This is a genomic window from Komagataeibacter melaceti, from assembly GCF_003403295.1.
In the GTDB taxonomy this organism is placed as follows: Bacteria; Pseudomonadota; Alphaproteobacteria; order Acetobacterales; family Acetobacteraceae; genus Komagataeibacter; species Komagataeibacter melaceti.
Window position 1 is genome coordinate 20150 of sequence record NZ_QUWV01000166.1, and the last position, 11854, is coordinate 32003.

Annotated in this window: 12 protein-coding genes and 2 tRNA genes; 9 read left to right on the forward strand and 5 right to left on the reverse strand. The window is 63.1% G+C overall.

Going from position 1 to position 11854, the window contains the following annotated elements:
• Window positions 1–38 precede the first annotated feature (38 nt).
• Entirely contained in the window at window positions 39–1703 is a 1665-nt protein-coding gene (gene pgm / locus DY926_RS15370) for a phosphoglucomutase (alpha-D-glucose-1,6-bisphosphate-dependent) (protein ID WP_116704166.1), read from the forward strand.
• 271 nt (window positions 1704–1974) lie between these two features.
• Complete coding sequence (locus DY926_RS15375) at window positions 1975–2163, forward strand: hypothetical protein (RefSeq protein WP_116704167.1); 189 nt, start codon at window positions 1975–1977, stop codon at window positions 2161–2163.
• 118 nt (window positions 2164–2281) lie between these two features.
• On the opposite strand, the gene DY926_RS15380 is transcribed toward DY926_RS15375, so the two are convergent.
• From DY926_RS15380 to ruvX, 3 genes are all read right to left on the reverse strand, one after another.
• Complete coding sequence (locus DY926_RS15380) at window positions 2282–3916, reverse strand: dihydroxyacetone kinase subunit DhaK (protein ID WP_116704168.1); 1635 nt, start codon at window positions 3914–3916, stop codon at window positions 2282–2284.
• 124 nt (window positions 3917–4040) lie between these two features.
• The gene (locus DY926_RS15385) at window positions 4041–4970 is read right to left on the reverse strand and encodes an MIP/aquaporin family protein (RefSeq protein ID WP_116704169.1); all 930 of its coding nucleotides are present in this window, start codon (window positions 4968–4970) and stop codon (window positions 4041–4043) included.
• A gap of 142 nt (window positions 4971–5112) precedes the next feature.
• Window positions 5113–5610 carry a Holliday junction resolvase RuvX gene (ruvX, locus tag DY926_RS15390; RefSeq protein WP_116704170.1) on the reverse strand — a complete coding sequence of 166 codons (498 nt, stop codon included), beginning with the start codon at window positions 5608–5610 and terminating at the stop codon, window positions 5113–5115.
• A gap of 76 nt (window positions 5611–5686) precedes the next feature.
• Here ruvX and gatC point away from each other — a divergent pair, with 76 nt between their 5' ends.
• From gatC to DY926_RS15415, 5 genes are all read left to right on the forward strand, one after another.
• Entirely contained in the window at window positions 5687–5974 is a 288-nt protein-coding gene (gene gatC / locus DY926_RS15395) for an Asp-tRNA(Asn)/Glu-tRNA(Gln) amidotransferase subunit GatC (protein ID WP_116704179.1), read from the forward strand.
• The gene (gene gatA / locus DY926_RS15400; RefSeq protein ID WP_116704171.1) at window positions 5974–7461 is read left to right on the forward strand and encodes an Asp-tRNA(Asn)/Glu-tRNA(Gln) amidotransferase subunit GatA; all 1488 of its coding nucleotides are present in this window, start codon (window positions 5974–5976) and stop codon (window positions 7459–7461) included. Before gatC ends, gatA begins: the two co-directional genes overlap by 1 nt.
• Entirely contained in the window at window positions 7458–8906 is a 1449-nt protein-coding gene (gene gatB / locus DY926_RS15405; protein ID WP_116704172.1) for an Asp-tRNA(Asn)/Glu-tRNA(Gln) amidotransferase subunit GatB, read from the forward strand. Before gatA ends, gatB begins: the two co-directional genes overlap by 4 nt.
• Before the next feature lie 100 nt (window positions 8907–9006).
• A tRNA-Ser gene (locus DY926_RS15410) sits at window positions 9007–9099 on the forward strand.
• 235 nt (window positions 9100–9334) lie between these two features.
• Window positions 9335–9411 (forward strand) — tRNA-Met (locus tag DY926_RS15415).
• Between the two features lie 99 nt (window positions 9412–9510).
• On the opposite strand, the gene DY926_RS15420 is transcribed toward DY926_RS15415, so the two are convergent.
• Complete coding sequence (locus DY926_RS15420) at window positions 9511–10143, reverse strand: hypothetical protein (protein ID WP_116704173.1); 633 nt, start codon at window positions 10141–10143, stop codon at window positions 9511–9513.
• Entirely contained in the window at window positions 10140–10877 is a 738-nt protein-coding gene (locus DY926_RS15425; protein WP_241503262.1) for a hypothetical protein, read from the reverse strand. The genes DY926_RS15420 and DY926_RS15425 overlap by 4 nt, the downstream gene beginning before the upstream one ends.
• A 222-nt stretch (window positions 10878–11099) precedes the next feature.
• Here DY926_RS15425 and DY926_RS15430 point away from each other — a divergent pair, with 222 nt between their 5' ends.
• Both DY926_RS15430 and DY926_RS15435 read left to right on the forward strand, forming a co-directional pair.
• A complete protein-coding gene (locus DY926_RS15430; protein WP_116704175.1) occupies window positions 11100–11378 on the forward strand; it encodes a BrnT family toxin in 279 nt (92 codons plus the stop codon).
• The gene (locus DY926_RS15435; RefSeq protein ID WP_186336199.1) at window positions 11366–11707 is read left to right on the forward strand and encodes a helix-turn-helix domain-containing protein; all 342 of its coding nucleotides are present in this window, start codon (window positions 11366–11368) and stop codon (window positions 11705–11707) included. Before DY926_RS15430 ends, DY926_RS15435 begins: the two co-directional genes overlap by 13 nt.
• Window positions 11708–11854 lie beyond the last annotated feature (147 nt).

Genomic DNA, 11854 nt, shown 5'->3' on the forward strand with positions numbered 1-11854 from the left:
AATATACGTTTTTTCGTGCTATATTTCAGGAGCAGTAGATGCCCAGCATAAGCCCTTTTGCCGGTAAGCCGGTCGATCCGGACCGTCTTGTCAACATTGATGCCCTGCTTGACGCCTACTATACCCGCAAGCCCGACCCGGCTGTCGCGGCGCAGCGTGTGGCGTTTGGCACATCGGGGCATCGGGGGTCATCACTGAGCACCAGCTTCAATGAGAACCATATCCTCGCGATCACCCAGGCCATCTGTGACTATCGCAAGCGCGCGGGCATCGGGGGGCCGCTTTTCATCGGGATCGACACGCATGCCCTGTCGCGTCCCGCGCTGAAATCCGCGCTGGAGGTCTTTGCCGCCAACGGGGTGGAAACCCGCATCGACGAGAAGGATGGCTATACCCCCACCCCTGTCATTTCGCATGCGATCCTGACCTATAACCGTGACCGCAGTAGCGCGCTGGCCGATGGCGTGGTGATTACCCCATCGCACAACCCGCCCGAGGATGGCGGCTTCAAATACAACCCCACCCATGGCGGCCCCGCCGATACCGACATCACCAAGGTGGTGGAAGCGGCGGCGAATGACTACATCGCCAGAAATATGGAGGGTGTGAAGCGCGTCCCGTATGAAACGGCTCTCGCCTCCCCCACCGTGCAGCGCCATGACTACATCACACCCTATGTAGCGGATCTGGGTGCGGTGGTGGATATGGACATCATCCGTGACAGTAGCATTTCCATCGGGATCGACCCGCTGGGCGGGGCCGCGGTTGATTACTGGCAGCCGATCATTGATCGCTACGGCATCAACGCCACCGTGGTCAGCACGGAGGTCGATCCGACCTTCCGCTTCATGACGGCGGACTGGGATGGCAAGATCCGCATGGATTGTTCCTCTCCCTACGCCATGGCGCGTCTGGTGGGCATGAAGGACCGCTTCGACATCGCCTTCGCCAATGATACCGATGCCGACCGGCACGGCATCGTGTCGGGTCAGTACGGGCTCATGAACCCCAACCACTACCTGGCCACCGCCATCGAGTACCTGTTCAACCACCGTGAGAGCTGGGGCGCGAATGCGGGCGTCGGCAAGACGGTGGTCAGCAGCAGCATGATTGACCGCGTGGCCAAGGAGCTTGGCCGCAGGCTGGTGGAGGTGCCGGTCGGCTTCAAATGGTTCGTGGATGGGTTGTATAGCGGCACGCTCGGCTTCGGGGGTGAGGAAAGTGCCGGTGCCTCCTTCCTGCGGCGCGATGGCACCGTCTGGACCACGGACAAGGACGGCATCATCCTTGGCCTGCTTGCGGCCGAAATCACGGCCCGCACCGGCCAGACCCCGGGCGCAGCCTATGCGGCCATGACCGGCCGCCTTGGCACGCCGTACTATGCGCGTATCGACGCCCCGGCCAATCCGGCGCAGAAGGCGCTGCTCAAAAATCTCTCCCCCGAGCAGATCGGCATTAGCGAACTGGCGGGTGAGCCGATCCTGAGCACCCTGACCCGTGCACCGGGTAATGACGCGCCGATCGGGGGGCTGAAGGTCAAGGCCAAGGATGGCTGGTTCGCCGCCCGTCCCTCCGGCACGGAAGATGTGTACAAGATCTATGCTGAAAGCTTCAAAAGCGAAGCGCACCTGAAAATGATCCAGACCGAGGCGCAGGACGCGATTTCTGCCCTGTTTGCCCGGGCGGAAAAACAACACGCCTGAGTTCGCGTAACTGTTTTCGGCCAGCATGCCGCCCGATGCCCGTTCAGGCATAATCGTGAAGAGTAAAACCCGCGTTTTTTCTTCCGATCGGGCGGCGGATGCGTCACTATCGACACCATAGCCCAAAGAGGAGGCCGTTATGCGTTACCTCATCGACCAGACACGCGAGGGATTTGGCGTCGCGATGCTGCTCGGCATGCTGGCTGTTGAGCGTTTTTTCCGAAAGCAGGCTGTCCGCTGAGAGCGGGCACGTTATACGGATACGCACTGGATGGAATACCCTTTCTTCCAGCACCGTTACCGCAGGTGTGAGCGGATGCGCGAAATGACGCAGGCCGGGCTGCTGGTCCGGCGTTGTCCGGTCCTTGTGCGGCGTTGCGGCATAATGCGGCGGCTGACCCCGCGTGAGGGCCAGACTGGCTGGCGCGGGGAAAACCAGTGCTGGACCCTGCGCGGGTAGCACGGCCTGAACGGCCATGCTGGCATCTATTCCCTATATTTGAAAAATGAGCCTGTCACCGTTGGTAGATCGGGGTTCGCCAGCCCGCGTGAGTGCGGGACTGGCAAACCTGCCGCCATCAGGCCTGCGCCAGTCCTTCCAGCAGGCGGGCCACGGCTTCCGCACCGGGGTCGGGCACGTCGCGTACATGCTCACTGGGCACATAGGCGGCGCGACCGGCGCGGGCGCTGTGCATTGTGGTGGTTGAATCCGCCCCCCTACGCGCGGCAGCGGCTACCTGCTGCAGCGTGCCGCCTTCGGCCAGGGTTTCAAGGGCCGGGTAGAGTGCGTCGATCATGGTGCGATCACCCGGTTTCGCGCCGCCATAATCCATCATATGCGCAAGCCCGTCGCGCAGGGCCTGCCGCCATGACTGCGTGCTGCGTCCGGCAGCCGAGAACATGATGGCGAACAGCACCCCGCTCGACCCGCCCGCATGCTGGGTCAGGATGTTGCCGATTGTGGTCATGAGCTGGTGCGGCTCATTCATGGGCAGGCGGTCAAGGACGGCGGTGATGTCACGCGCCGCCCCGGCGAAGGTGGAACCGGCGTCGCCATCGCCAATCCGGCCATCCAGTTCATTAAGTGGGGCCTCATTGGCGATCAGCACCTTCGCACCCCGTTCCAGCAATGCGCGCACCACCGGGTTGTCTGTCGGCGGATAGGGAAAGGCATCGGGCATGTCGGGCATGGGTATGATGGCGGGCTGGCCCATCGGGGCCATGCCCGGCCATGCATGCGGCTGCACGGGGGCCTCCAGTGCTGCGGTAACGGTCTCGTCCAGCCCGATCAGCGTCAGGGAGAAACCATTCATGTCCAGTGCGGTCATGAGGGGCGCAGGCCCGATCACATGCGACACGTGGCGGGCCAGCGGCACATGGCTGAAGGCGTGCAGCAGCAGCGCCATCTCGACCTCCGGCACGCAGCCAAGGTTGTTCAGCAGCACGGCAAAGCGGGTGCCGGGCGCATCCGTGGGCAGGCTGGCTTCCAGCGTTCCGGCGGCCTGGCGCATCAGTTCGTCCGCCCCCGCAAGGGCGATGCGCTGCGCCCCGGGTTCGCCATGGATACCCAGCCCCAGTTCCGCCTGATCGGCCCCCAGCCGGCTACTGCGTCCCGGTTCGTAGGGATTGCAGTCTTCCAGCGCCAGGCCGATGGTGTACATGCGTTTGGTGGCCGTGCGCACGAATTCGGCAACGCGGGCCAGCGGCCAGCCCTGCGTTGCGCCATACCCCGCCAGTTTATGGGCCAGTACCGTGCCCGCCACGCCGCGTGGGGTGGTGGAATCCGGTAGTGCGACATCATCACCCACGATGACCATTTCGACCTGCCGGCCCAGTGCGCGGGCGCGTTCGGCCGCAAGGCCGAAGTTCAGCCGGTCGCCGGTATAGTTCTTGACCACCAGCAGGCACCCCGCCTGCCCTGTCGTGGCAAGGATGGCGGCAAGGATCGCATCGACACAGGGCGAGGCAAACAGTGCGCCGCACACCGCCGCCGTAAGCATCCCCCTGCCCACGAACCCCGCATGAGCCGGTTCATGCCCCGAACCGCCACCGGAAATGACCGAGACCTGAGCAGGGTCCGGTGTGCGCTGCATGATGACGCAGGTATCGGGATAGCCATCCAGCCGGCACAAGTGCTGCCCCGCGGCGGAGCGCAGGAAGCCGTCCAGGGCTTCGGTTACGATTGTCTCGCGCGTGTTGAAAAAACGCTTCATTCTTATGTCTTCTCCCCTGGTGCCATGGCCATGCATGGCGGCAGGGCGAATATGGCGGTTAATCAGTTTCAGATAAAACAACGGAGTATGTCACGCACGGGTTGCGCCGCACGCGGGTCGCCCGTCAGCCTGCCCCGGTATCAGGCGGCATGTGGCTGGCGTCATGCGGGGTGACGGTCTTGCGGTGCGGGTCATCGAGTGAGGGCACGCGGCCATGATGGCCAAAATTGACCAGCCGTGCTTCCAGCAGGTGCAGCTTGCCCAGCAGGTTCATGCGAATGGCCATGACAGCAAGGGAAGCCCCGGCAAACGGCCCCACGACATAAATCCACAGCCCCGTCCACTGCCCCGCGAACAGGGCGGGCGCGAGCGTGCGTGCGAAGTTGACGCTGTTGCCCGAAAGCCATGCCGTAATCGGGTTCATGATCAGGAAGAACAGCCCGCCCGACCATGGTGTGATGAACTTCCAGCGCGGGTGTGCGGCCAGCCAGTACAGCATGGCGATCAGCGCGGCGGTCACGAACATTTCAGACCACATGGCCCACCAGATGGAAATCTGCCCATAGGGCACGGTCGCGCCATAGCGCACCGACACCGCCATGTTCCCCCACCATGCCACCAGCCTGCCCGCCTCGTACACTACGGTCGTGCCAAGGAATGCGCCAATGACCTGCGCGATCATGTAATTGAACGCATCAATCCCGCCAATGCGTTTGGCCAGTGAAAACGCCAGCGTGACGGAGGGGTTGATATGTGCGCCGCTGACCTTGCCAAACGGCGTCATGGCCGCAGCCGTGCCGGACAGGCCGAAAAACAGGCCGCACAGAGCGGTCTGTACATAGGGATGGTGTTGCAGCGGGGCCGCAAACGGACTGCCGGAAGCTGTCAGCAGGATGACCGCGCTCAGCCCCAGAATCATGAGGATGGCGGTGGCGATCGTCTCACAGAAATACAGTTTCCAGTGGAACGGGTTGTGCGGGTGCGGGTCGCCTGCCAGCGGGCGGTCATGCACATGGATATGCAGGTAAGGCAGGTGCAGGTGTGGCAGGCGCATGGCCGGTATCCTCGTTTTTGCTACGTAGGGTCCGGCACATGGCAGGGAATGGGGCTATCTCCCGGTGCGGGCCGGCGGTTTCCGGGACCATAGCAGCCCCCGCACCGGCCGGGTCCGGTTTTGGCACAATCCAGTCATGCCATCACGAATTCGCAATTTCGTCGTCCTGTTCGTCCGGGGGGATGGAGGCATCGAGTGCGGCCTGCAGGATGTAGGCGGCGGCCATGCGGTCCACCACGGCCTCGCGGCGCTGGCGGGTCATGTCGGCCTCCGCGATCAGGAAGCGGTTGACGGCGGAGGAGGACAGCCGTTCATCCCACATCGCCGCAGGCAGGCCCGTCAGGTCCGACAGGTTGAGCGTCCAGTCCCGCGCCGCCTGTGCCGCTGGGCCAAAACCGCCATCGAGCGAGAGCGGCAGGCCAACCACCAGCCCGCCCACGTCCTGCGCGCGGGCGATCTTGCTGATTTCAGCAGCGATGAGCGAAAGTTTCGTCCGCTTCAGCGCGGTATGGGGCGAGGCCAGCATCAGCCCCACATCCGACAGCGCCACGCCGATCGTCCTGCTGCCGGGGTCAAGCCCCAGCAGGCGCTGGCTGGGCCGCAGGGCGGCGCGGAGATCGGATATGTTGAACAGGGGCATGGTCGGGGCTATGTTCCTCAGCAGGTCCTGCGCCGCAGGATATTCTTCCCCTGTTACGATGGAAAGTTATTGCTTCATGTCGCTTGATCCCGCGACCGTCCGCCGCATTGCCAGACTGGCACGGATTGGTATTGACGAGTCTGATCTTCAGTCCCTGCAAGGGGAGCTTAACGGGATCCTGGGCTGGGTCGAGCAGCTGAACGAGGTCAATGTCGATGGGGTCGCCCCCATGGTCGGCACCGGCCACGCCGCACTGCGCATACGTGACGATGTGGTGACGGATGGCGACTGCCGCGAGGCCGTCCTGTCCAACGCGCCCGATGTCGTTGGCCCCTTCTATACCGTGCCCAAGGTTGTTGAATAATGAACCTGACCGAACTTACGATAGCCGACGCCGCCGCCGGCCTGCGCAGGCGCGAATACAGCGCGGTCGAGCTGGTGCGCGCGCATACGGACGCGATTGCCGCCCTCAACCCGCGCCTGAACGCCTACATCACCACCACGGCCGATGCGGCGCTGGAAGCGGCGGGCCGTGCGGATGCCGCTCTTGCCCGTGATGAGGCCCGCGCGCTGACCGGCATCCCGCTGGGTATCAAGGACCTGTTCTGCACCAATGGCGTGCGGACCACGGCGGCCAGCAATATCCTCAAAAACTTTGTCCCGCCTTATGAAAGCACGGTCACGGCCAACCTGCTGCGCGATGGCGCGGTGTTCGTGGGCAAGACCAACCTTGATGAATTCGCCATGGGGTCGGCCAACATCACGTCCGCCTTCGGGCCGGTTGAAAACCCGTGGAAGCGCAAGGGCGACGAACAGACCGTCCTGGTGCCCGGCGGTTCCTCGGGCGGGTCGGCTGCGGCGGTCTCCGCCGGGCTGGCCATGGGGGCGACGGGTACGGATACTGGCGGCTCGATCCGCCAGCCTGCGGCCTATTGCGGTATTGTCGGCCTCAAGCCCACCTATGGTCGGTGCAGCCGTTATGGCACAATCGCCTATGCCTCCTCGCTGGATCAGGCGGGACCGATGGCGCGCACCGTGGGTGACTGCGCCATCATGCTCCAATCCATGGCAGGGTTCGACCCGCGTGACAGCACCAGCGTGGATCGTGACGTGCCGGATTACTCCGCCGCTGTGGGTCGCAGCCTCAAGGGGCTGAAGGTCGGTATCCCGCGTGAATACCGTGCCGAGGGCCTCTCGACCGAGATCGAGGCGGCGTGGCAGCAGGGCATCGCATGGCTGAAGGAAGCTGGGTGCGAGATCGTGGATGTCTCCCTGCCCCATACCCGTTATGGTCTGGCCACCTACTATATCGTGGCGCCGGCGGAATGTTCGTCTAACCTCGCGCGCTATGACGGCCTGCGCTTTGGCGAGCGTGTTCCCGCCCCCACGCTGGACGGAATGTACGAAGCCTCCCGCCGCGCGGGTTTTGGTGCGGAGGTGCGTCGCCGCATCATGATGGGCACCTATGTGCTTTCCGCCGGGTATTACGATGCCTATTACCTGAAGGCGCAGAAGGTCCGCACGCTGATCCGCCGCGATTTTACCGAGAGCTTCCAGCAGGTTGACGTATTGCTGACGCCCACCGCGCCAACACCGGCGTTCGGGCAAGGGGAAAAGATGGACGATCCGGTCCAGATGTATCTGAACGACATTTTCACGGTGCCTGCCTCCATGGCGGGTATGCCCGCCATGTCCGTGCCCGTGGGGCTGGGCGACACCGGCCTGCCGCTGGGGCTGCAGTTGATCGGCCGCCCGTTTGATGAGGAAACCCTGCTGGCGGCTGGTAGCGCGCTGGAAAAGGCGGCGGCCTTCACCCACCGGCCTGCCATCCGTGCGGAGGTGGCGAAATGAGCTATACGATCGAAGGCCGCACCGGCACGTGGGAAATCGTGGTCGGGCTGGAGGTCCATGCGCAGGTCATAAGCCACTCCAAGCTGTTCTCGGGCGCATCCGCATCCTATGGCGGTGAGCCGAACACCCATGTCAGCCTGGTGGATGCGGGTTTTCCGGGCATGCTGCCGGTCCTGAACCGCGAATGTGTGGCGCAGGCCATCCGTACCGGGCTGGGTCTGCGCGCGCGCATCAATCTGGAAAGCCGGTTTGACCGCAAGAACTATTTCTATGCGGACCTGCCCACGGGCTACCAGATCAGCCAGTTCACCCACCCCATTGTGGGTGAAGGCACGGTCGAGATCGAACTGTCCGATGGCACGGTACGTCATATCGGCATTACCCGCCTGCATCTGGAACAGGATGCGGGCAAGTCGATCCATGACCAGGACCCGACGCGCTCACTGATCGACCTGAACCGCGCCGGTGTGGCGCTGATGGAAATCGTCAGCGAACCCGACATCCGCACACCGGAGGAAGCCGGTGCGTACCTGCGCAAGTTGCGCCAGATCCTGCGTTATCTGGGCACCTGCGATGGTAACATGGAAGAAGGCTCGATGCGTGCCGACGTGAACGTGTCGGTGCGCAAGGCGGGTGAAGCCTTCCGCACGCGCTGCGAGATCAAGAACGTCAACTCCATCCGCTACGTCATGCACGCGATCGAGACCGAGGCCGCCCGCCAGGTCGAGGTATGGGAAGATGGCGGCACGGTGGATCAGGAAACGCGCCTGTTCGACCCCGCCCGCAATGAAACCCGCTCGCTGCGCAGCAAGGAAGACGCGCACGATTACCGCTACTTCCCCGATCCCGACCTGCTGCCGCTGGTGGTAGAGCAGGACTGGGTGGACGAGCTGGAAAAGGCCCTGCCCGAACTGCCCGATGACAAGCGCGCGCGCTTCCAGAAGGAGTACGGCATCCCCCGCTATGACGCGGGCGTGCTGGTGGCCGAGCAGGCGATTGCCGATTACTACGAGACGGTGGCGCGGGGCCGCGATGCCCGCCTTGCCGCCAACTGGGTTACGGGTGACCTGTTCGCGGCGCTGAACCGCACGGGGCGCACGATTCAGGACAGTCCCATCTCGGCACAGGCGCTGGGTGGCATGCTGGATCTGGTGTCCGATGGCACGATCAATGGCAAGATCGCCAAGGAAGTGTTCGAGGACATGCTGGAAACAGGTGACAGTGCTGCCGATATCGTGGAGCGCAAGGGCCTGAAGCAGGTAACCGACACCGGCGCGATTGATGCCGCCGTGGCCGATGTGCTGGCCCGCAATGCGGACAAGGTGGAAGAATATCGCGGTGGCAAGGACCGGCTGTTTGGCTTCTTTGTCGGTCAGGTCATGAAGGCCATGGCGGGCAAGGCCAATCCGGCCATTGTGAATGAAGCCCTGAAAAAAGTTTTGTAAAAAAGGGGCTTCCACGCATTTTAGGGCTTTGCAGGGCTGCGCCTACAGGCTAAAAGCAGCCCTGCAAACGCCGTGTTACTTATAATGCGCGCTCTTCGGCGGAGGGGTGGCCGAGTGGCTGAAGGCGGCGGTTTGCTAAACCGTTATACGATGTCAAGTCGTATCGAGGGTTCGAATCCCTTCCCCTCCGCCAATCAAATCCAGTAAGTAGTTGTTAAATATATTACTTTTTGGATTTATGGCCTTTTGGCCCCAAACCTAGCCCCAAATCACTTTTTTATGTCCGTGTATGTTCGATATCGTTCAACCTGTCAGGTTGGGCGATTTTTGCCTTGTACCCATGCACCTTCCTTTCCATAATGCCCACGCCGCTACGGTCCCTATCTCCGTTTGTGGTGAATGGCTCGCAGTCCGTCGCGGCACATTGGCGTATGGTGGAGCAGTCCGGTAGCTCATCTGGCTCATAACCAGAAGGTCGCAGGTTCAAATCCTACCCCTACTACCAATCGTTCGGCGGATTGCAGTCGGAGTCCTCGTTGGTTGAACTCAAGAAGCCATCAGATAGCCGATGAGTCGGTGAGCAGCCGGTGCAGCCAGCGCCAGATCATCGCCGCGCGCCCACGAACGGTACGTCAGGCGCAGGCCTGACACACTCTCTGACTGACCAGGTATCGACCATCGTCTGCACCCTCCCCCGCAATTCCTCACGGTCAGCAATCAGCCGCGCGGCTTCAGCATGCCGGGCATCATCGTTCTGCGCGAAAACGGATGCCTCATAGCCAAGCTGACGCGCCATCTCGACATCCGGCAGGGATGACAGCGGGGCGTAGGCCACCGGCAGGCTGACCGTCTGCCCGCGCGTGCGGCTGGCGTCGCCCTCGATCCCGAAGGTGGGCGCGGTAGTGATCGTCCCCACGCTGAACTGCCCGCCCTGCGTGAAGCCGCCGGACAGTTGCAGCGTCACGTCCCCCGCAATCGTGCCGACCACGGGGTCGGGCGTGTGCTGCGTGCACTGGGCCGCGCGCACCGCCTGCGCAAACCGGGCCTGCTGCGCGGCCGTCCAGTCACCGGCATGCGAGACCGAAACCACCCCGGCCTGCGCGAGGCTGCTCTGGATGGAGGCCATGGCCTGCGGGATGGTGGTGTGCACCGGTCCGGGCTGGAGCGCGCACCCGGCCATGCCGAACAGGCTGGCGAGGACGAACACCACCCGGTCGGCCCCATACGGGCCGCTCATGCCGCGCCATCCAGATAGGCATCATTCGCGGCCACCAGCGCCTCCCAGTCCTGCCCCGAGGGCGACAGCATCCCGGCGGGCAGGAGCTGCCGCCATGCCAGCCCGTGCGCCTCCATGATGCGCGAGCGCACCCAGCGCCATGTAGCTTTCTGCTTCGCGCCCCATGTCAGCAGCGTCACGAGGTCGGTATCCGCCGTGCCGGTGTAATCCCACAGCAGCAGGCAGTGGCCGCCCGCGCTGCCCGGGGTAGGGTCGCCGTGGCCTGCGGGGCTGTCCGTATCCCATACCGGCGGCAGGTTGCCGTCCTGGTCCTGCCACATATCCGCATCTGCCAGTTGCACGCCCAGATAGGCAGCGGACAAGCCGGCCGTGATGTTGCGCACCCCGTTCAGGTCGGCCGGGTCGGCGCTGCCCCATAGGGGGAACAGCGTCTGTGTGGCCAGAGCATAGCCCTCACGCTGTGCGTATCCCAGCACGTCCACCTCAATCCCGCCATTATCCGTGGCCGGTTTGCCCGGCACGTAGCCGGTGGAGAGGCTGTAGAACCGCACCGCCGCATCCGTGGTGATCCCCGCCACATCGGAACCGGCCAGCGCCGCCGCGGCGTGCAGGTGGTTGCCGATACCAGCACTGGTGCAGTCCCCGATCTGGTCATTGCCCAGCATGGCCGGGTGCGGGTCGATATGGCTGCGGTCCAGCCTTGCCGGGGCCTGCCGGGCCATGAACCCGCGCATGGCGGAAAGATGTGGCTGTCCTGCACGCGTTTGCGCGGGCCGACAGCCTAACTTGCGAATTTGCGCAAATTTGCGATTTGTCATGCTGGTTCCAATAAAAAAAGGCGGCTCCGGAGAGCCGCCTCGTGGTTACGCAATACGATTGATTGTTCTGATCACTAAATACGCTGTTAGCGTATTATTTCCCTTGCGCCTTATACGCTTCTAGCGTATAAAATACCTATGACGACAACACACCACGCCTTTGACTGGCACGATGAAAAAAGCGCAGCGTGCCTCTCCGCCCGTGGTTTCGATTTCATTTACGCCGCCCGCATTTTTCTTGGAGAAGTGATCGAACGCGAAGACACCCGCAAGGATTACGGTGAGACACGGATTCAGGCAGTCGGGATGATCGAAGGGTGCCGTTACATGGTCGTCTACACACGGCGCGGTGATGTTACATGGATCATCTCCGCGCGCCGCATGCACGATAAGGAGTGGAAGAAATGGCAAGAATGACATTAAGCCAGATCGCCCGGCACGGTGGAACCATCGACCGGGACAAGGTAAATGCCACCACAGATGATGATATCGACCGTCAGGCCCGTGAGGATGGCACGGATGACACAAGCCATCTGTCCGCCCCATACCCCACACCTGCAACAGTGCGGAAAACCCTGCACATGACCCAGAAACAGATTGCGGATATGACCGGCATACCTGTGGCGACATGGCGCAACTGGGAACAGGGGCGTGTAGGGCTGGATCCGGCCGTGCAGGCGCTGCTGCGTATTCTCGGGCGCGAACCAGATGCGGCGCGTCGGGCACTGGATGTGGCGGCAAAATAGCGCGGATGCCATATCCTTCCCGATCATCCGATGGTTCTAGCAGAGAACTCGCATATGGCGGTATGAGGATGCTTTACGCTTACCCGGTCGATCTGGAGACCAATCCGGACGGCACCATCACGGCTTCATTCGAGGGGCTGCCGGGGG

Coding starts and splice junctions, on each gene's coding strand:
- ruvX (WP_116704170.1), bottom strand. CDS start 5,610: ATGCCCCTGTTCAACATATCCGATCTCCGCGCCGCCCTGCGGCCCAGC.
- DY926_RS15380 (WP_116704168.1), bottom strand. CDS start 3,916: ATGAAGCGTTTTTTCAACACGCGCGAGACAATCGTAACCGAAGCCCTG.
- DY926_RS15430 (WP_116704175.1), top strand. CDS start 11,100: ATGACGACAACACACCACGCCTTTGACTGGCACGATGAAAAAAGCGCA.
- DY926_RS15420 (WP_116704173.1), bottom strand. CDS start 10,143: ATGAGCGGCCCGTATGGGGCCGACCGGGTGGTGTTCGTCCTCGCCAGC.
- DY926_RS15375 (WP_116704167.1), top strand. CDS start 1,975: ATGGAATACCCTTTCTTCCAGCACCGTTACCGCAGGTGTGAGCGGATG.
- DY926_RS15435 (WP_186336199.1), top strand. CDS start 11,366: ATGGCAAGAATGACATTAAGCCAGATCGCCCGGCACGGTGGAACCATC.
- DY926_RS15425 (WP_241503262.1), bottom strand. CDS start 10,877: ATGCGCGGGTTCATGGCCCGGCAGGCCCCGGCAAGGCTGGACCGCAGC.
- gatC (WP_116704179.1), top strand. CDS start 5,687: ATGTCGCTTGATCCCGCGACCGTCCGCCGCATTGCCAGACTGGCACGG.
- pgm (WP_116704166.1), top strand. CDS start 39: ATGCCCAGCATAAGCCCTTTTGCCGGTAAGCCGGTCGATCCGGACCGT.
- gatA (WP_116704171.1), top strand. CDS start 5,974: ATGAACCTGACCGAACTTACGATAGCCGACGCCGCCGCCGGCCTGCGC.
- DY926_RS15385 (WP_116704169.1), bottom strand. CDS start 4,970: ATGCGCCTGCCACACCTGCACCTGCCTTACCTGCATATCCATGTGCAT.
- gatB (WP_116704172.1), top strand. CDS start 7,458: ATGAGCTATACGATCGAAGGCCGCACCGGCACGTGGGAAATCGTGGTC.